Genomic DNA, 19,674 nt, shown 5'->3' with positions numbered 1-19,674 from the left:
TCCATAGATCGTCCTCCCTGATCCACAGAAGGTTTTTATGTCCACCACCAAAGCCCGCGCAGACTCACTTTCGCTTCTGCTCTTTACCTTGCGCAGCGGCAAGCTGATGGCCATCAACCTGCTGAAAGTCAGCGAAATCATTCCGTGCCCGCCGCTGACCAAGCTGCCGGAGTCTCACCCGCACGTCAAAGGCATCGCCACCCTGCGCGGTGCCTCGCTGGCAGTGATCGACCTGAGCCGTGCCCTGGGCGAAATGCCCCTTGAAGACCCCAACGGCGGCTGCCTGATCGTCACTGATGTGAGCCGTTCCAAGCAGGGTCTGCATGTGCAGGCGGTGAGCAAGATCGTGCATTGCCTGACCACCGACATCCGCCCGCCGCCCTATGGCTCCGGCGGTAACCGCGCGTTCATCACTGGAGTCACCCAGGTGGAAGGCGGCCTGGTGCAGGTGCTGGATATCGAAAAAGTCATCCACGGTATCGCGCCGGCTCCGATCGAAGTGGCGCCTACCGACCTGACCATGGAAGAAGCTGAAGTACTCGGCCATGCGCGGATCCTGGTGGTCGATGACAGCCAGGTCGCCCTGCAGCAATCGGTGCACACCCTGCGCAACCTCGGCCTCACCTGCCACACTGCGCGCAGTGCCAAGGAAGCCATCGATGTGCTGCTGGAGCTGCAAGGCACGGCCGAGCAGATCAATGTGGTGGTGTCGGACATCGAGATGTCCGAAATGGACGGTTACGCCCTCACCCGCACCCTGCGTGAAACCCCGGACTTCCAGCACCTGTATGTGTTGCTGCACACCTCCCTGGACAGCGCGATGAACAGCGAAAAAGCCCGTCTGGCCGGGGCCAACTCGGTGCTGACCAAGTTTTCCTCGCCCGAGCTGACCAAGTGCCTGGTAGTGGCCGCCAAAACCGTGGCGCAACAGAGTCTGTGACCGAGTATTTCCAACTACTGCGCCGCGACCTGAGGGGCAGCCTGCCCGCACCGCAGTGGCCGGCCAATACACAGTTGGATCATTACCGCGCAGACCTCGCCCCGGCGATTCACGCGGTGTTGCGCATGACCCAGGACCAGGGCGGCGGCCGCGTTCCCAACCTGGAAACCTGGCAGCGCCAATTCACTAGCGATGCCGAGTTCGACCCCACGCTGTGCCTGGTGGCCAGCAGCGGCGAGGGCATTCTCGGCGTGGCGCAGTGCTGGACCAGCGCCTTTATCAAGAACCTGTGCGTACACCCTTGCGCCCAGGGCCAGGGAGTGGGCCGTGCGTTGTTGCTGCACAGCTTCCAGGTATTCAAGCAGCGCGGCGAACCCTACGTGGACCTCAAGGTGCTGGAGAGCAACCTGCGTGCCCGGCAACTGTATGAAAGCGCAGGCATGGTATTTGTCCTACGGGATGTGGTCGCAGACGACTGACAGTCGCTGGCGCATAACTTGCTTCCAGAGTGCCTGAACGGTGAACAGAGGTAAAAACCCGTCACCGTTCCTGCGTGCCCTCTGACCTAGCCTGGTGACAGATCTGCCATGAACACCCACTTTTCCTGCGTCGGTTGCGGTAAATGCTGCACCGACCATCACGTCCCCCTGACACTCGACGAGGCCCGCCTGTGGGCGGCGGACGGCGGTAACGTCATCGTCCTGGTGGAAGGGTTCCTGGGTAATGGCCTGGGCCTGCCCCAGCAGCAACGCGAACATGCCGAGCGCCGTTCGGTGGTGGTACCCAGCGGCAACACCGAGGCGTTTGTGGCGATCACCTTTGCTGCCTACAACGCCGGACGCTGCCGGAATCTTGACGAAGACAACCTGTGCCGCATCTATGAACGCCGGCCATTGGTGTGCCGCATCTACCCGATGGAGATCAACCCGCACATCCCGCTGAACCCTGCCGCCAAGGACTGCCCACCGGAATCCTGGGAACAGGGCCCTGCGCTGATCGTAGGCGGTGAGTTGATGGACCTGGAGCTGGCTGAGTTGATCCGCCGTTCACGTCAGGCCGATCGCGATGACGTGCAGACCAAGGAAACGGTGTGCGCCTTGCTGGGCATACGGACCACGGCGCTCAAGGGGGATGGGTTTACCGCTTACCTGCCGGACATGGGCGCATTTGGCCAGGCGCTTGAGTCCGCAGCGAATCAGCCACCCGTGGCCAGCGAGTGGGTGTTCCATGTGTCGGGCCTGGACATCGCCGAACAGGTGCTGGATGCCGGCGCGCGGGTTGCGACTGAGGTGCCGGCCAACTATGCGTTTATTTCGTTGCGGGCAGCTTAGACTGTTCCGGCCTCATCGCGGGCAAGCCCGCGATAGTGATGGTCCTTTCACCACAAGCGCCGTGATTTGTGACGCGCTGGCTGGCACCCTCCAGTGCGACGCCAGCATGCTGGGCCTGTGGACGCTCACGGTGCATCCAGCCGGTAAGGCGCAAGAATCCGCTGATACTCGCCGTTGTGCATAAGTTGTTCAAGGGCGCGATTAAGCTCCGTACGCAACGCTGTGTCGGTATTGCGCAGTGCAATCGCCACGCCCTCGCCCAGCAGTTCGGTAGACACGGCAGGGCCCAGGAAGTCGAAATCCGCACCTGCGACCGTGTCGAGCAAGGCGTTGCGGATTTCCACGGTGCCCTGCAGAGTGGCGTCAATATCACCTGCCACCAGGCTGCGCACCAATTCGTCGTTGAGCCAGAAGCTCTTGATGATCACCCCGTTGCGCGCCCATTGCGACCGGGCAAAGGCTTCACGATTGCTGCCCAACAATACGCCAACGCGCTTGCCCTTGAGCGACGCCGTCGTTGGCATCAGGCCTGAGGTTCGATGCGCGACCAGGCGCGTGGTGAAGGGGTAGAGGATATCGCTGAAGCTCACCCAGCGCCGTCGCTTGGGCGTGGGCGCGATCCCCATGATTGCATCGAATTGGCGGGCATCAAGGTCTTCGAAGTTTTCGACCAACACCTGATCGACCCAGGTGCAGCGCGCATTCAACTGCTGGCACAAAGCATTGCCCAGCTCGATATTCAGACCGACCAATTGCCCTTGCGGGTTACGGCTCTGGAAGGGGGGGAATTGCGCGGCAACGGCGAAGCGGATTTCGCGTCGCGGTTGATCAATGCCAGCAACGGCATCCACCGCGAGCAACAGGGCAAGCGCTACACAGAGCTGTATCAGGGCCACAGGAAACATCCTTTTCCGGAAAGAGCGCCCTCTATCCAGCCTCGGTAAAAAGTCGAGGCCGAACAGAAGCGGTGCAAGCTTTCAAGAAACGATCGCGAGCCTACAAGCGGAAATTTCAGCGGGCACTGTAGGTTGCATCCTGCAAGGCGTGTTGCAGATTATTCCTAACGTTTACCCATCGAACGACGAGTACCCGGCGGCGCCATGCCAGGGGTCTTGGTGTGGCCGTTCTTGGCACCGTTTTTGTACCAAGGCTGGGCGTCACTCTTGCTGCCACCCAGTTCACCCGGTTTGAAGGGAAACTTGAACGCCGGGATCTCGGCTTTTTCAACGCCGTCGGCGTTGGCCGAATCGACGAGGTCGGCCGCTTCAACAGGTGTGTGTGTCGGGGATTTCATGAAAGCTCCGGGGCATGCAGAAGATGATGTGGGCCAAGTGAAGGATCACATAGGTAGGAAGTATACCTGCGCGACTCAGATCTTTGACCAGCGTCGTACGAATGGTCAGGAGTTAACTGACGCGGCTGTCAGATAGCGGTCACTTTACTGACTGGGTCAGCAGGCTATAAATACTCACCCCTACCTCAACCCCTGCCTTGGCGCCTTACAGCATGCACATTAAAAGAAAAACTGTATTGACCGTGGGAGTCCTCGCAATTCTGGCTGTCGCGGCCTGGGCGCTGACCCGACCTGCCAAGCCCAAACTGGTTGCCTCCACCGCCGTGCCAGTAAGGGTCGTGAAGGTGGTGGAGCAGGACTTGCCGCGCTACGTGACCGGAATCGGCTCGGTGCTGTCGTTGCACAGCGTGGTTATTCGCCCGCAAATCGACGGCATCCTCACTCGATTGCTGGTCAAGGAGGGGCAACTGGTCAAGGCCGGTGACCTGCTGGCGAGCATCGATGACCGCTCGATCCGTGCCAGCCTCGACCAGGCCAAGGCGCAACTGGGCGAAAGCCAGGCGCAACTGCACGTGGCGCAGGTCAACCTCAAGCGCTACAAGGAACTGAGCATTGATGATGGCATCTCCAAGCAGACCTACGACCAGCAACAGGCGCTGGTCAACCAGCTGAAAGCCACGTTACAGGGTAATCAGGCCGCCATCGACGCGGCCCAGGTGCAACTGTCTTACACGCAGATTCGCTCGCCCGTCACCGGCCGCGTCGGTATCCGTAGTGTGGATGAAGGCAACTTCCTGCGCATGAGCGATGCCCAAGGGCTGTTCTCGGTCACCCAGATCGACCCGATTGCCATCGAATTCTCCCTGCCCCAGCAGATGTTACCGACATTGCAGGGCCTGATCGCAGCGGCTTATCCCGCCCGCGTAGACGCCTACCTGGGTGCCGATACCGAAGGCGAAAACGCCGACCTGCTCGGCCAGGGCCGCCTGAGCCTGATCGACAACCAGATCAGCAGTACCACCGGCACCCTCCGCGCCAAGGCCGAATTCAGCAACAGCATGCAGAAACTCTGGCCGGGCCAACTGGTGACGATCAAGATCCAGACCGCCCTCGACCGCAACGCCCTGGCGGTTCCGCCAAGCGTGGTGCAGCGCGGCCTGGACTCGCACTTCGTGTACCGCGTCAACGGTGACAAGGTAGAAATCGTGCCGGTGCAAGTGGTGTATCAGGACAGTGAACGCAACATTCTCAAGGGCATCCAGGCGGGCGATGTGCTGGTCAGCGATGGTCAGTCGCGGCTCAAGGCGGGCGCCAAGATAGAGGTCCTCAAAGAGCCACCCCAAGTGATCCAGACCGCTGACGTCATGGTGCAGCCATGACGACATCCCGGGGCTCGATTTCCGCCTGGTGCATCGACCGCCCGGTCGCCACCCTGCTGCTCACATTCGCCCTGGTGCTGCTCGGGCTGATTGCCTTTCCAAAATTACCCATCGCCCCACTGCCAGAGGCTGAGTTTCCCACCATTCAGGTGACCGCACAGTTACCAGGCGCGAGCCCGGACACCATGGCATCGTCGATTGCGACCCCACTGGAAGTGCAATTCAGCGCAATTCCTGGCATGACTCAGATGACCTCCAGCAGTGCCTTGGGCTCCACTCTGCTGACCCTGCAATTCACCCTCGATAAAAGCATCGATACCGCTGCGCAGGAAGTGCAGGCAGCTATCAATACCGCTGCCGGCAAACTGCCGAGCGATATGCCGAGTCTGCCGACCTGGCGTAAGGTAAACCCGGCGGACAGTCCGGTTCTGATCGTCAGTGTCAGCTCCCACGACATGCCCGGCACTGAACTGAGTGATTTGGTCGAAACCTTGTTGGCGCGCCAGATCAGCCAGATCGACGGCGTAGGCCAGATCAACATCACCGGCCAGCAGCGCCCGGCGATTCGCGTGCAGGCTTCTCCCGATAAGCTCGCCGCCATCGGCCTGACCTTGGCCGACATCCGCCTGGCGATCCAGCAATCCAGCCTCAACCTGGCCAAAGGGGCGCTGTACGGCAAGAACAGCGTCTCGACCCTGGCAACCAATGATCAGCTATTTCACCCGGGTGAATACGGCGACTTGATCGTCTCCTACAAGGATGGCGCCCCTGTTCAACTGCGCGACGTCGCCAAAGTCGTCAGCGGATCGGAAAACGCCTACGTTCAGGCGTGGGCCGTCGACACGCCTGGCGTTAACCTGGTAATTACCCGCCAGCCTGGCGCCAACATCGTCGAGACCGTGGAGCGCATCCAGGCCGAATTACCACGACTGGAAGCCATGCTGCCGGCATCGGTGCAGGTCAGCGTGCTGATGGACCGTACCACCACCATCCGTGCCTCGCTGCACGAAGTGGAAATGACCTTGTTGATCGCCGTATTGCTGGTGGTCGGGGTGATGGCGATTTTCCTGCGCCAATGGTCGGCGACCATCATTGTCTCCAGCGTGCTGGGCGTATCGTTGATCGCGAGTTTTGCCCTGATGTACGTGCTGGGCTTCAGCCTGAACAACCTGACCCTGGTAGCCATCGTGGTGGCCGTAGGCTTTGTGGTGGACGATGCGATTGTGGTGGTGGAGAACATCCATCGCCATCTTGAGACCGGCATGGACAAGCGCGAGGCGGCGATCAAGGGGTCCAGTGAGATTGGCTTTACCGTGGTGTCTATCAGCGTGTCCCTGGTGGCAGCCTTTATTCCGCTGCTGTTCATGGGCGGCGTAGTCGGCAGGCTGTTCAAGGAGTTTGCCTTGACCGCCACGTCGACCATCCTGATTTCCGTCGTGGTGTCCCTGACGCTGGCGCCGACCCTGGCCGCATTGTTCATGAATGCACCAAACCACCGCGCGCATGACAAACCCGGCTTTGGTGAAAGACTGCTGGCAGCCTACGAAAGAAGCTTGCGTCGCGCCCTGGCCCACCAGCGCACCATGGCTGGCATCTTCATGCTGACCCTGGCGCTGGCCGTGGTCGGCTATGTGTTTATCCCCAAGGGTTTCTTTCCGGTGCAGGACACCGGTTTTATTCTCGGCACCAGCGAGGCGGCGGCGGACGTGTCTTACCCGGACATGGTCGCCAAGCACAAGGCGCTGGCGCAAATCATGAAGGATGATCCGGCTGTGCGAGCGTTCTCCCACTCCGTCGGTGTAACCGGTAGCAACCAGACCATCGCCAACGGGCGCTTCTGGATTTCCCTCGTACCCCGAGGTGATCGGGATGTGTCCGCCAGCCAATTCATCGACCGCATCCGACCCAAGCTGGCCAAGGTGCCGGGCATCGTGTTGTACCTGCGCGCGGGCCAGGACATCAACCTCAGCTCCGGCCCAAGTCGTAGTCAATATCAGTACGTGCTCAAGAGTAACGACGGCGCGACGCTGAACACCTGGACCCAACGCCTGACCGAAAAACTGCGTTCCATTCCGGCGTTCCGCGACATCTCCAATGACCTGCAACTGGGCGGCAGCATCACCCACATCACCATCGATCGCCGCGCTGCCGCACGGTTCGGACTCACCGCCACCGACGTCGATCAAGCGCTGTATGACGCCTTCGGCCAGCGCCAGGTCAATGAGTTCCAGACCGAAATCAACCAATACCAAGTGGTACTGGAACTGGACACCCAACAGCGCGGCAAGGCCGAAAGCCTGAATTACTTCTACCTGCGTTCGCCGCTGACCAATGAAATGGTGCCGCTGTCGGCATTGGCCCGCGTCGAAGCGCCCACAGTTGGCCCACTGTCCATCAGCCACGATGGCATGTTCCCGGCCGCCAATCTGTCGTTCAACCTGGCGCCCGGTATTGCGTTGGGTGATGCGGTGATTCTGCTCAACCAGGCGAAAAACGAGATCGGCATGCCGGCTTCGATCATCGGCAATTTCCAGGGTGCGGCGCAGGCGTTCCAGAGTTCGCTGGCCAGCCAGCCGTGGCTGATCCTTGCGGCATTGGTGGCGGTCTATATCATTCTCGGCGTGCTGTATGAGAGCTTCGTGCACCCGCTGACGATCATCTCGACGTTGCCCTCGGCAGGCCTGGGTGCGCTGGTCATGCTGTGGCTGTTGGGCCAGGACTTCTCGATCATGGCGCTGATCGGCCTGGTGCTGTTGATCGGCATCGTCAAGAAGAACGGTATCCTGCTGATCGATTTCGCCCTGGACGCCCAGCGCACGCGTGGGCTGTCACCGCAGGATGCGATCTTCGAAGCCTGCATCACACGGTTCCGGCCGATCATCATGACGTCCTTGGCCGCACTGCTCGGCGCCCTGCCGCTGATGCTCGGCTATGGCGCCGGTGCGGAGCTGCGCCAGCCGCTGGGCATCTCGGTGGTCGGCGGGCTGCTGGTCAGCCAGGCGCTGACGCTGTTCACCACGCCGGTCATATACTTGTACCTTGAGAAGTTTTTCCACAGGCCCAAACCAACACCTGCGTTGGCGACCACACATTGAGGCTGGGGCCCCGCCCTAGAGCAAAAGGCTCATGCGCGTCCTGATTATTGAAGACGAAGAAAAAACCGCGGACTACCTGCACCGCGGCCTGACAGAACAGGGCTACACCGTCGATGTGGCCCGCGAAGGCGTCGAGGGTTTGCACCTGGCGTTGGAGAGTGACTACGCGGTGATTGTGCTCGACGTGATGCTGCCCGGCCTCGATGGCTTTGGTGTATTGCGTGCGCTGCGTGCGCGCAAACAAACGCCGGTGATCATGCTCACCGCCCGCGAACGCGTGGAAGATCGCATTCGTGGTCTGCGCGAAGGCGCTGACGATTACCTGGGCAAGCCGTTCTCTTTCCTGGAGCTGGTGGCACGTTTGCAAGCCTTGACCCGCCGCAGCGGTGGTCATGAGCCGGTGCAGGTAACCGTTGCCGACCTGTGGATCGACCTGATCAGCCGCAAGGCCAGCCGTAACGGCGTGCGCCTGGACCTGACCGCCAAGGAGTTCTCGCTGCTCAGCGTATTGGCGCGGCGCCAGGGCGAGATCCTGTCCAAGACAGCGATTGCAGAAATGGTCTGGGACATCAATTTCGACAGCGACGCCAACGTCGTGGAAGTGGCGATCAAGCGCCTGCGGGCCAAACTCGATGGGCCGTTCGATACCAAGCTGCTGCACACCATCCGTGGCATGGGGTATGTGCTGGAGAGTCGCAGTGTCAGCTAACTCCATTGCCCTGCGCCTGAGCGGCATGTTCACCCTGGTAGCGCTGGTGATCTTCCTGCTGATCGGCGGTGCGCTGTACCAGCAGGTGGATCGGGGGCTGGGCTTGTTGCCTGAGGCTGAACTGGATGCACGCTACAGCGTGTTGGAGTCGTCGGTGGGCCGCTTCGGGACGCCCGATCACTGGGCAAAGATTACCGCCAAGCTCAAGTTGCTCAGTGAAGAAGACAAGCGTATCCGCTTCTGGGTGGTCAGCGACGTCCCCTCCTATGAGTATGGCAACCCCGATGCCCAGATCCGCGCTTTTGCCAATGGGCACACCGGCAAACGCGATTTGCATCTACCGGGCCATCAACACCCGTTCAAGGCACTGGTGAGCCAGTTCCCGGCCAAGGACCAGCGCCCGCCGCTGCGCTTCATGATTGCCATCGACACAGAAAACTTCCACGCGACCCAGCACCAGTTGCTGGTGGCACTGGTGAGCCTGGCCTTTGTGGGTGTCATGCTCGCCGCGCTGCTGGGCTTCTGGGTAGCGCGCATCGGCCTCAAACCGCTGGGCAAACTGTCGGATGAAGCACAGAAACTTGCCCCGCCTAAGCTCTCCGGGCGCCTGCAGTTGTCGCCACTGCCGCCGGAGCTGAGCCAGTTCGTCAACTCGTTCAACGCCACTCTCGACCGCGTCGAGCAGGCCTATTCGCGCCTGGAGTCGTTCAACGCCGATGTAGCCCACGAGCTGCGTTCGCCACTGACCAACCTTATCGGCCAGACCCAGGTGGCGCTGACCCGCGGGCGTTCGGCCGAGCATTATTTCGAGGTACTGCAATCCAACCTTGAAGAGCTGGAGCGCCTGCGCTCGATCATCAATGACATGCTCTTCCTCGCCAGCGCCGACCAGGGCAGCAAGGCCACCAAGCTGATCGAAAGCTCCCTGGCCGATGAAGTGGCAACCACCCTCGATTACTTGGACTTCATTCTCGAAGACGCTCAGGTCGAAGTACAGGTAAGTGGCGATGCCACGGTGCAGATCGAAAAAGCCCACCTGCGCCGTGCGCTGATCAACTTGCTGAGCAACGCTGTGCAACACACCGCGCCTGGGCAGATCATCGTTGTGAACATCGAGGTGCACGAACATCAGGTGGCAATCGGCGTAACTAACCCCGGCGATGAAATTGCCAGCGAACATCTGCCGCGCCTGTTCGAACGCTTTTATCGGGTGGATGCGTCACGCAGCAACAGCGGCGCGAATCATGGACTGGGCCTGGCCATCGTCAAGGCGATTGCGCTGATGCACGGCGGCGATGTGTTTGTGCGCAGCGAGCACGGCGGCAATACCTTCGGCATCACCCTTCCCGTGTAGCCAACTCGCTCCCACAGTGTGTTCGATGTACACCAGAAAGATCAGGCAGTCCGACTGTTGCGGTTTGGGCAACAGTCCTTATCTTGTTACACTCTGTATCGTACCGCTCGCCTGCGTTAATTTGACGCATCGATGAGCGCGACGGCAAAGGCAGCTTCCGCTTACCCGAATTTCCCTCGACTTATTTCCAGGGCTCTACACTGGGAATCTGTCTTAAAGCCGCTGACTTCAGCGGCTTTTTTTTGCCGTAAAAAAGGCCAGGCACACCCCCACGACATTGGCCGTTCCAGATTGACCAAAGGAGCACCACCGGTGAAGAACTCGCTGACGTTCACCCCGTTATTCCTCGCGATTGCAACAACGATTGCCCCCCTTACCCATGCGGCAGACGCTCCCCCTGCCGATGGCTTTGTCGAAGGTTCCAGCCTCAAGCTAAACGCCCGCAATTACTACATGAACCGCGACCGTCGCGACATCCACACTGATGACAGCAAAGAATGGGGCCAGGGTTTCATTGGCACTTTTGAATCCGGCTACACCCAGGGCACTGTCGGCTTCGGCCTGGACGCTCACGCCATGCTTGGCCTCAAGCTCGACGGCGGTGGCGGCACTGATGGCTCCAGCATCCTTCCGTACGGCAGTGGCAACGGCAAGGCGCCCGGATCGTTTTCCACAGCCGGTGGCACCTTGAAAATGCGTGCGTTCGATACCGAGCTGAAAGCCGGCGACCTGTTTCTGAATAACCCGGTGATCGCCGGCGGCATGACCCGCATGCTGCCTCAGACCTTCCGTGGCGTGAGCCTGGCCAACCACAGCCTGGACGGCTGGATGTTCGAAGGGGGCCAGGCCAGCTTCACCAAACTTTACAACCAGAGCGGCCACCGGCGCATCGGCACCAGCTACGGCGCTCTGCCAAATAACGCGGACAGCCAGCACATGAACTGGGCAGGCATGTCGTTCAGCGGCATCGATGGGCTGACCAGCAACCTCTACGCCTCCGAACTCAAGGACGTGTGGAACCAGTACTACTACGACCTGGACTACACCTATGTGGTGAACGAGATGATCAGTCTCAACCCCGGTCTGCACTACTATCACACCCAGGACACCGGGCAGTCGCTGCTGGGAGATATCGATAACAATACCTACAGCCTGCATTTCACCGTGAACGCGGGTCATCACAGCGTCACCGCCGCCTACCAGCGAGTCAATGGCAACACGCCGTTCGACTACATTGCCCAGGGCGACAGTGTGTACCTGGACAACTCCCAGCAATACTCTGATTTCAACGGCCCCAATGAACGCTCGTGGAAGCTCAAGTACGCCTATGACTTCGGCGGCCTGGGCCTGCCCGGCCTGAGCACGGCCGTGTCCTATATCAGCGGCAAGACCGACCTGACCAAGGTCGATCCGCAAAGCCGTGGCTACAGCGCCTGGTACAGCGCTGACGGTAAGGACGCCAAGCACTGGGAACGGGATATCGATGTGAAATACGTGGTACAGGACGGCAAGGCCAAGGACTTGGCATTGCGCCTGCAATGGGCCGTCAACCGGGGCAGCAACGGTTACTCGGCGGTGGATCGGGATGTGGATGAATACCGGGTGATCGTCGACTATCCGATCAACGTGTTCTGACACCCTGATTTCTTTCGCGGCGATGATTTAATTTTCATCGGGTAGAACTAAACTGCCAGTATCTTCCCTGCTGAAGTCTGCGCGATGAGCCAACGCCGTACTCGTACCCCGCCTGCGCGCCCGGAGCTGTTACTGATTCTGGGCAGCGGTTTCACCGTGACCTTGATTGTGGTCATTGTCGCGGCGCTGTTGATTCGTGAACACGCCAGCACCTTGCAGGCCGCTCAACGCTCGACGAGCAACATCACACAACTGATCAACGCCGACGTGTTGCGTAATGTCGAACTCTATGACTTTGCCTTGCAGGGGTTGATCACTGCCAGGCAGCGTCAAGACTTGTCCCAGGCATCGGCGGACATCCAGCACCTGGTGCAGTTTGATCAATCCATCGCCGCGCCTTTCAAAGGCGAGGTCCTGCTGCTGAACGCCAATGGTTCAGTGATCGCAGACTCATCGACACTCACGCCGACACCGCGTAATTTCGCCAACCGTGACTATTTCCTGGCACACAAAAACGCTGTGCAAACGGGGTTGTTCATCAGTCGTCCATTCCGCATCCACTGTAACTGCGACCAAGTGTGGCGCATTGCATTCAGCCGTCGCGTATCAGGCCCCAATGGCGAGTTTGCCGGCGTAGCGGTAGCGACCATGCGCCTGGCTTACTTCGACCAGCTGTTCAGCCGCCTGACGATCGGCAACGGCAGCTCGGTCAACCTGCTCAACAACCGCGGCATTCTGTTAGCCCAGCAGCCACTGCTGGAGCGCGACATGATTGACAAGGACCTGAGCGACCGTCCCAACTTCAAACGCATACTCAATGAGGGCAGAGGAAGTTTTCAGGCCATCTCGGCCATCACCGGCAAGGAGCGCCTGTATACCTTTACCAATGTCGGGACATTGCCGCTGATCGTGGTGGTGGCGCTGTCCAGCGAAGACGTGCTCGCGCCATGGAATCGCGCCGCGCTGCTCACCAGTGGGGCCACCGGTATCCTGTGTGTTGGCCTGCTATGGCTGACTTGGATGCTGCGCCGGGAACTGCGGCGCCGTTATCGCGCTGAACGTGTACTGTCAGAACTGGCAGCCACCGATGCCCTGACCGGCCTGGCCAACCGCCGCATCCTCGACGAACGCCTGCGCCTGGAATGGGAGCGCGCCCAGCGCTCGGCCGAGCCACTGACGGTGGTGATGATCGACGTAGACCACTTCAAAGCCTTCAACGACCGCCACGGTCATCACGGTGGGGACGAAGCGTTGCGCACCGTGGCCCAAGTGATCGGTAGCAACATCCGTCGCCCCGCCGACCTGGCCGCGCGCTATGGTGGAGAAGAGTTTGCGGTGGTGCTGCCGCATACCGATGCCAAGGGTGCCAAGGTGATTGCCGAGCACATCCGCAGCAGCATCGAGCATTTGCCACGGGTGGCAGGGGATGAGCGGCCGATTACCGTGAGTATCGGCGTGAGCACATGGGACAAGCGCAGTCACATGTCGCTGGAAGCGCTGCTGCTGAGCGCGGATCGGGCGTTGTATGAGGCCAAGCATACGGGGCGGAATCGGGTTGTGGATGCCAGCACTTTGTAATGCCTGCGCCTGCCAGGCATCAGTTGATGCCAAGATATATCGCATCATCAACGCCACGCCCCGCTGCTACTAACCGCTGGCCTTATGCCTTGTCATCCTTTCTAACGGCTGCCTCCATATAGTTGTCCGAAAAGAAATGTTTAGCGACTTTTATCTCAGGACGATAGAGGCCATTAACAAGCTTATTGATTTCCACTTCCCCCCTACTTTCAAGCAAATTGTAATTTGACGTCGGTGAAAGTTTACGCAAATCCCGGATAATCGATAGCCCAATACCCGCCTTCATGTCACCCCTGGAAAAAACAGTTTCAAAGGGTTGAAGTTTCTGTTTTGAGAGCTTGCCATATTCAGTGCTGTCCAGGCCGTCTACATGCCTATCCAAATTAGGTGTCTGCGCAAAACGCATTTCAACCAAACTTAACCACGCGGCATCCTTGAAGGCAGGCGTGTCAAAATCGAAGCGATATGTCGTGCCACCAAAACGACTACTTGGTTTCTTCGGCTCCTTGCCTACCTCCAAAGCAAAGAATACAAAGTCATCATTTCCTAAAAGTTTTATATCTTCTTGAGGCGAATTTTGAGTATTAAAAATAATATGTCTATCGATCAATTTTTGACGCGAGAACAGTGCAACGCTGCCATCCTCTCGCTTTACGGGTGCGGCCGTACTATGGGTTGCATACAGGGGGACAGTAAAAAAATTGTCTAAAAAGCTACTTTCCTGCTCGGACAGCCTCCCCAGTTCTTTACGAAGCCCGTGAAGGTTGTTTCTCGACAGTTCATCAACGTGATTTCTCTCTGTACCGGCCGGTGCCCCCTTCCATATTGATCCGTTATGAATCATCCGCTCATGCGACTTTCCACTGATGAACCCCCGAAACGCCTTCACAATCTGTCGAGCCGCAACATCTTTGTAAAGCGCAGAGCCATTGCCCAGCGAGCCAGGCAGCCCCCCACCAAAGTGGCCTTTGGCATCACCGACTGTTACAAGGCGCTTTACACCGTTGCTTTCCAAAATGCCTGGAGCCTGTGCTTCGCGCAAAAGTGTTCCGGTACTGGGAATATGGGTTGGACTTATACTAGGCATGGTGACCTCTACGCAGGCTGTTGGCAGGTTGATAAGTGGGAGATGTCAGACCGATAAACGCTGCCCGTGATCTCATTGAAAACTGGTGGAACCATTCCAGCACCCATTCAATCAGCTCGTTCAATTCCGCGCAGAGCCGTGAAAGAGACAGCTCGTCATCAGCGATATGATTCATCGCGACCATTGCTCCCGACGCCGAGTTGAACCCGACGACAGGCGTGTCCTTATGCAAGAATTGAAATTGCGATTCAAACAGGAACTTTTGCCAGTCCTCGACCTCCCCACGACTCATTGAGCTGTCCGCAAGGTCACAGAGGATCGTCACACTTTTTCTGGTTCTATTATCATAAAGTGCTAACTTGAGACCCTCCACGTTCAACTGACAAACACGAGACGCATCAAACTTCAACCCGGGCAATCCGAGTTTCATTGCAAACGCCTGTAAAATATCATCCTCCCTGCTCATGTTCGAACACTCCCGGCATGGCCAATGAAGTACACATCGAACCCTTTACCCCACTCAACAATTTCCAACATAACAAGCACTCCGAAATTCGTGAAACCACAACTCAGAGCATCCATGCGGTAGATCGAAACACAGCGCTACATTACTCAGTCGCCTTGGGTAAAGAAAACAGCCTAACCATTACGAGAAAATTCACTACTTGGCTGCAGGAACTGAAAACCCCGTTTGACCACGAATAAAACTTCAACACACCATTCCATCGTGCAAAAAAACACTGATTAATTGAAATTAAAAGCAAAAAAAAGGCCACCCGAAGGCAGCCTTTCAAAACTAAAGAAAAGAGAGTTGTTACTTACACCGCCGCAACGGGACGCATGTAAGAGATCGGTGCGGTGCTGGCATCTTCGAAGGTCACGACTTCCCAAGCATCTGTCTGCTCAATCAACTTGCGCAGCAGCTGGTTGTTAAGGGCATGGCCCGACTTGAAGCCTTTGAACTCGCCTATCAGGCTATTGCCCAGCAGGTAGAGGTCACCGATTGCATCGAGGATCTTGTGCTTAACAAATTCGTCTTCGTAACGAAGGCCGTCTTCGTTCAGTACACCATCCGCGTCGACCACAATGGCGTTTTCAACGCTGCCGCCGAGTGCGAGGTTGTGCTTGCGCAGGTACTCGATGTCACTCATGAAACCAAAGGTACGGGCGCGGCTGACTTCTTTTACGAACGAAGTGCTGGAAAAATCCACGCTTGCACTTTGGGTGCGGTCACGGAATACCGGGTGATCGAAATCGATCTCAAAGCTCACTTTAAAGCCTTCGAACGGGACGAAGGTGGCGCGCTTGTCGCCGTCCTCTACTGTCACTTCCCGCAGAATGCGAATGAACTTCTTGGCTGCGTCCTGTTCTTCCAGGCCGGCAGATTGAATCAAGAATACGAAGGGTCCAGCGCTGCCATCCATGATCGGGACTTCGGACGCGGAGAGCTCGACGTAGGCGTTATCGATGCCCAGGCCAGCCATGGCCGAGAGCAAGTGCTCCACCGTGTCCACTTTGACGTCACCGTTGACCAATGTGGTCGACATCGTGGTTTCGCCAACGTTTTCCGCGCGAGCAGGAATCTGCACCACAGGGTCCAGGTCGGCACGAACAAACACGATGCCGGTGTCGACAGGTGCAGGTTTGAGGGTCAGGTATACCTTCTCCCCGGAGTGCAGACCTACACCTGTGGCACGGATAATATTCTTCAGGGTGCGTTGTTTAATCATGGCTTGGACCGCTTGAGCGCAAATTGCGAACTGGTATCAACAAAGGCTGGCGATAATAGCAGACCAGACCTTTGCTGAACACCAATCACCTTCATAGCCCTGATACATTCCATCAATCGGCCTGACGACGCAGGAAAGCCGGGATGTCCAGGTAGTCCAGATCATCTTGCGGATTCGGGCTACGGGACGCCGCAGCACCGGCCTGAGCCTGGTTGCGCATCACGGTCGGACGGTCCAGATCACGGTAGTTCACCGACGGCAGTTCCTGGCGCGAAGGCGCTGGAGCAGCAGCCGCTTGGCTGGCGTGGCTGTTGTGGCTGGTATGAACGGTATTGTCGATGACCTTGACAGGCTTCTCGATTTTAGCGCCAAGGCCGGTCGCAACCACAGTCACGTGCAGTTCATCACGCATGTCTGGATCGATAACGGTACCGACTTTGACCATCGCGTGCTCGGAAGCGAAGGCTTCGATGATGCTACCCACGTCGGAGTACTCACCCAGGGACAGATCAGGACCGGCGGTGATGTTCACCAGGATGCCGCGTGCGCCTTGCAGGTTCACGTCTTCCAGCAACGGGTTGCGGATGGCCGCTTCAGTGGCTTCACGTGCACGGTTCGGACCGCTGGCGCAGCCAGTGCCCATCATCGCCATGCCCATTTCGCTCATGACAGTACGTACGTCGGCAAAGTCGACGTTGATCATGCCTGGGCGCTTGATGATGTCGGAGATACCGCGAACGGCACCGGCCAGTACATCGTCAGCCTTGGCGAACGCGGACAGCAGGCTTGCGTCCTTGCCCAGGATAGTCAGCAGCTTCTCGTTGGGAATGGTGATCAACGAGTCGACGCTTTCAGACAGCAGACGGATGCCTTCGTCCGCGATCTGCATGCGCTTGCGACCTTCGAATGGGAACGGACGAGTGACGACAGCCACCGTCAGAATGCCCATTTCCTTGGCCACTTCGGCAATGATCGGCGCAGCACCGGTACCGGTACCGCCGCCCATGCCGGTGGTGATGAACACCATGTTGGTGCCTTGCAGCACTTCAGCAATACGCTCGCGGTCTTCCAGCGCGGCTTGACGGCCGACTTCCGGATTGGCGCCAGCGCCAAGGCCCTTGGTCACGGCTGTGCCCAATTGCAGGATGGTCCGCGCGCCGATGCTTTTCAGCGCCTGGGCATCAGTGTTGGCGCAGATGAATTCAACGCCTTCAATGTTGCTCTTGACCATATGGTTGACAGCGTTACCGCCGCCACCGCCGACACCGATCACTTTGATGACCGGGCTAGCGGGGATGTTGTCTACGAGTTCGAACATGTTCCCTCTCCTTTCATTTTCTCTAGTTTTTTCGCCTACTGCTTATTGCTGTGCTGCGGTGTCGCGGTAAATCTTTAAAAGTTGCCTTTGACCCATGCCTGCAAACGCTCGAACAACGGCGCTTTCGCCTCGTCGTCACTGCGGTAGCTGTCACGGTTGCTCGGGCCCGACAAGGAAATGCCGTCGGTCTGCTTTTGCAGCCCGTACAACAGCAAGCCCACACCGGTGGAATAAATCGGGTTGCGTACCACGTCGCCCAGGCCTTTGACGCCATGGGGCACGCCCAGGCGGACGGGCATGTGGAAGATTTCCTCGGCCAGCTCGACCGCGCCTTCCATCTTCGAGGTACCACCGGTCAGCACGATGCCGGCCGGGATCAAATCTTCGTAGCCGCTGCGGCGCAGTTCAGCCTGGATCAGGGTGAACAGTTCGTCGTAGCGCGGCTCGACCACTTCGGCCAGGGCCTGACGCGACAATTCGCGCGGTGGACGATCGCCCACGCTTGGCACTTTGATCGTCTCGCCGGCACCGGCCAGCTTGGCCAGGGCGCAGGCATAGCGGATCTTGATTTCTTCGGCGTACTGGGTCGGTGTACGCAACGCCATGGCGATGTCGTTGGTCACTTGGTCGCCAGCAATCGGGATCACGGCGGTGTGACGGATCGCACCCTCGGTGAAGATCGCGATGTCGGTGGTGCCGCCACCAATGTCGACCAGGCATACGCCGAGTTCTTTTTCGTCGTCGGTCAGTACCGAGTAGGCCGAGGCCAGTTGCTCGAGAATGATGTCGTCGATTTCCAGGCCGCAGCGGCGCACGCATTTCTCAATGTTCTGTGCAGCGTTGACCGCGCAGGTCACCACGTGGACCTTGGCTTCCAGGCGCACGCCCGACATGCCCAGAGGCTCGCGAACGCCTTCCTGGTTATCGATCACGTAGTCTTGCGGCAGCGTGTGCAGTACGCGCTGGTCAGCCGGGATCGCCACGGCCTGGGCAGCGTCGAGTACACGCTCAAGGTCAGCCGAGCTGACTTCGCGGTCGCGGATAGCCACGATGCCGTGGGAGTTCAGGCTGCGGATATGGTTGCCCGCCACGCCGACAAACGCCGAGTGGATCCGGCAACCGGCCATCAGCTGCGCTTCTTCGATAGCGCGCTGGATCGATTGCACGGTGGACTCGATGTTCACCACCACGCCCTTCTTCAGGCCACGGGACGGATGCGTGCCAATACCGACGATTTCGATCGTGCCGTCTTCCCCGACCTCGCCCACCAGCGCCACCACTTTGGAGGTGCCGATATCGAGACCGACGATCATTTTGCCGCTTTGCACGTTTGCCATGGGTCCTGCCTCTTCTTAATTCTTCGCGACAGCGGGTTGCGCTGCCGTGGGCGCAGCCGGTTCACGCCAGCCGACGGCAAGGCCGTTGGCGTAACGCAGGTCGACGCTCGCAATGTTCGTAATCTGTTCTTTCAAGGTCTTGTCATAGATGGCAATGAAACGGCGCATCTTTTCCACCAAGCGGTCGCGTCCCAGCAACAACTGGATGCCCGGGCCGGAACTGCCAGCCCCGGTCGTCAAAAACCAGCTGCCCCGTTCACGCAGTTCCAGGCGTGCAATGGAGAAGCCCAGTGGCCGCAGCATCTGGCTCAAGGCCTGGTACTGCTGCATCACTTGCTGCTGCGCCCGCTGCGGCCCGAACAACTGCGGCAGGTGCTCGTAGTTGGCCAGCTCACGCGGGGTGAACGCCTGGCCCTGGTTGTTCAACAGCGCTTCATCGCCCCAACGGGCCACGGGCAGTTGTTCTTCCAGTCGGATCGTGACCTGGTCCGGCCATACACGGCGGACTTCGGCGTGGGCGATCCACGGCATCTGTTCCAGCTCCGCGCGCATACCGGCCAGGTCGATGGTGAAGAAACTCGACGCCAGGAACGGGCTGATACGCTGCTGCACCGCCTGCTGGCTGATGTAGCTCAAGTCGCCCTGCACACTGATCTTGGTGATCGGCCGGTCGGCGTACGGCAGTAGACGCTGTGCGCCCTCGTAAGTGCCAAAACCCAACACCACTAGCAGCACCGGCCAGAACAGCGCCTTGAGGAAACCAAAATTGGCTTTCGGCAGGCGCGAAGACATCGGCTCTTTAGCCACCATTCGGCTGGCACCCCGAGGCACCGGCTTGCGGCTCGGTGCTTGTGGGGGCTGATGACGAAGCGATGCGCCTTTCATGT

General features: G+C 58.9%; 17 protein-coding genes. 9 read left to right on the top strand and 8 right to left on the bottom strand.

Features of this window, described 5'->3' with window-relative positions; translation table 11 throughout:
* Nucleotides 1-37: 37 nt before the first annotated feature.
* The 3 genes from JBO08_RS01460 (at nt 38) to JBO08_RS01450 (ending at nt 2,271) form a co-directional block, all read left to right on the top strand.
* Nucleotides 38-940 (top strand): chemotaxis protein CheV, encoded by a 903-nt coding sequence (locus JBO08_RS01460; RefSeq protein WP_065875032.1) that lies wholly within the window; start codon nt 38-40, stop codon nt 938-940.
* The gene (locus tag JBO08_RS01455; RefSeq protein ID WP_065875033.1) at nt 937-1,419 is read left to right on the top strand and encodes an N-acetyltransferase; all 483 of its coding nucleotides are present in this window, start codon (nt 937-939) and stop codon (nt 1,417-1,419) included. The genes JBO08_RS01460 and JBO08_RS01455 overlap by 4 nt, the downstream gene beginning before the upstream one ends.
* Nucleotides 1,420-1,527: 108 nt before the next feature.
* Nucleotides 1,528-2,271, top strand: coding sequence for a YkgJ family cysteine cluster protein (locus JBO08_RS01450; RefSeq protein WP_065875034.1), 744 nt, complete (start codon nt 1,528-1,530; stop codon nt 2,269-2,271).
* Between the two features lie 125 nt (nt 2,272-2,396).
* On the opposite strand, the gene JBO08_RS01445 is transcribed toward JBO08_RS01450, so the two are convergent.
* Entirely contained in the window at nt 2,397-3,167 is a 771-nt protein-coding gene (locus tag JBO08_RS01445; RefSeq protein WP_065875035.1) for a transporter substrate-binding domain-containing protein, read from the bottom strand.
* Nucleotides 3,168-3,331: 164 nt separating this feature from the next.
* Nucleotides 3,332-3,565 carry a hypothetical protein gene (locus JBO08_RS01440; RefSeq protein ID WP_065875036.1) on the bottom strand — a complete coding sequence of 78 codons (234 nt, stop codon included), beginning with the start codon at nt 3,563-3,565 and terminating at the stop codon, nt 3,332-3,334.
* 212 nt (nt 3,566-3,777) lie between these two features.
* Here JBO08_RS01440 and JBO08_RS01435 point away from each other — a divergent pair, with 212 nt between their 5' ends.
* The 6 genes from JBO08_RS01435 (at nt 3,778) to JBO08_RS01410 (ending at nt 13,315) form a co-directional block, all read left to right on the top strand.
* Nucleotides 3,778-4,944: an efflux RND transporter periplasmic adaptor subunit gene (locus JBO08_RS01435; RefSeq protein WP_065875037.1), complete on the top strand. Its 1,167-nt coding sequence runs from the start codon at nt 3,778-3,780 to the stop codon at nt 4,942-4,944.
* On the top strand, nt 4,941-8,039 hold the full coding sequence (locus tag JBO08_RS01430) for a multidrug efflux RND transporter permease subunit (protein WP_065910579.1): 3,099 nt from the start codon (nt 4,941-4,943) through the stop codon (nt 8,037-8,039). Before JBO08_RS01435 ends, JBO08_RS01430 begins: the two co-directional genes overlap by 4 nt.
* Nucleotides 8,040-8,070: 31 nt before the next feature.
* The gene (locus JBO08_RS01425; RefSeq protein WP_065879592.1) at nt 8,071-8,748 is read left to right on the top strand and encodes a heavy metal response regulator transcription factor; all 678 of its coding nucleotides are present in this window, start codon (nt 8,071-8,073) and stop codon (nt 8,746-8,748) included.
* A complete protein-coding gene (locus JBO08_RS01420; protein ID WP_065879593.1) occupies nt 8,738-10,102 on the top strand; it encodes a heavy metal sensor histidine kinase in 1,365 nt (454 codons plus the stop codon). The genes JBO08_RS01425 and JBO08_RS01420 overlap by 11 nt, the downstream gene beginning before the upstream one ends.
* Nucleotides 10,103-10,414: 312 nt before the next feature.
* Nucleotides 10,415-11,737, top strand: coding sequence for an OprD family porin (locus JBO08_RS01415; protein WP_220074583.1), 1,323 nt, complete (start codon nt 10,415-10,417; stop codon nt 11,735-11,737).
* Nucleotides 11,738-11,821: 84 nt separating this feature from the next.
* Complete coding sequence (locus tag JBO08_RS01410; protein ID WP_220074584.1) at nt 11,822-13,315, top strand: sensor domain-containing diguanylate cyclase; 1,494 nt, start codon at nt 11,822-11,824, stop codon at nt 13,313-13,315.
* An 82-nt stretch (nt 13,316-13,397) separates the two neighbouring features.
* On the opposite strand, the gene JBO08_RS01405 is transcribed toward JBO08_RS01410, so the two are convergent.
* The 6 genes from JBO08_RS01405 to JBO08_RS01380 all read right to left on the bottom strand — a co-directional run bounded on the left by JBO08_RS01405 (nt 13,398) and on the right by JBO08_RS01380 (nt 19,672).
* Nucleotides 13,398-14,357, bottom strand: a complete 960-nt coding sequence (locus tag JBO08_RS01405) for a hypothetical protein (RefSeq protein WP_220074585.1) — start codon at nt 14,355-14,357, stop codon at nt 13,398-13,400.
* Nucleotides 14,358-14,394: 37 nt separating this feature from the next.
* A complete protein-coding gene (locus JBO08_RS01400; protein WP_065875043.1) occupies nt 14,395-14,868 on the bottom strand; it encodes a CesT family type III secretion system chaperone in 474 nt (157 codons plus the stop codon).
* Between the two features lie 352 nt (nt 14,869-15,220).
* Nucleotides 15,221-16,132, bottom strand: coding sequence for a UDP-3-O-acyl-N-acetylglucosamine deacetylase (lpxC, locus tag JBO08_RS01395; protein WP_003171886.1), 912 nt, complete (start codon nt 16,130-16,132; stop codon nt 15,221-15,223).
* Nucleotides 16,133-16,244: 112 nt separating this feature from the next.
* Nucleotides 16,245-17,450, bottom strand: a complete 1,206-nt coding sequence (gene ftsZ / locus JBO08_RS01390) for a cell division protein FtsZ (RefSeq protein WP_065875044.1) — start codon at nt 17,448-17,450, stop codon at nt 16,245-16,247.
* A 74-nt stretch (nt 17,451-17,524) separates the two neighbouring features.
* Entirely contained in the window at nt 17,525-18,787 is a 1,263-nt protein-coding gene (ftsA, locus tag JBO08_RS01385) for a cell division protein FtsA (protein WP_025855584.1), read from the bottom strand.
* A gap of 15 nt (nt 18,788-18,802) precedes the next feature.
* A complete protein-coding gene (locus JBO08_RS01380; RefSeq protein WP_065875046.1) occupies nt 18,803-19,672 on the bottom strand; it encodes a cell division protein FtsQ/DivIB in 870 nt (289 codons plus the stop codon).
* Nucleotides 19,673-19,674 lie beyond the last annotated feature (2 nt).

This window comes from Pseudomonas sp. LAP_36 (assembly GCF_019456785.1).
GTDB classification, from domain to species: Bacteria; Pseudomonadota; Gammaproteobacteria; order Pseudomonadales; family Pseudomonadaceae; genus Aquipseudomonas; species Aquipseudomonas tritici.
The sequence above is the reverse complement of the archived record's forward strand: the minus strand, read 5'-3'. Positions and strand labels throughout refer to the sequence as shown.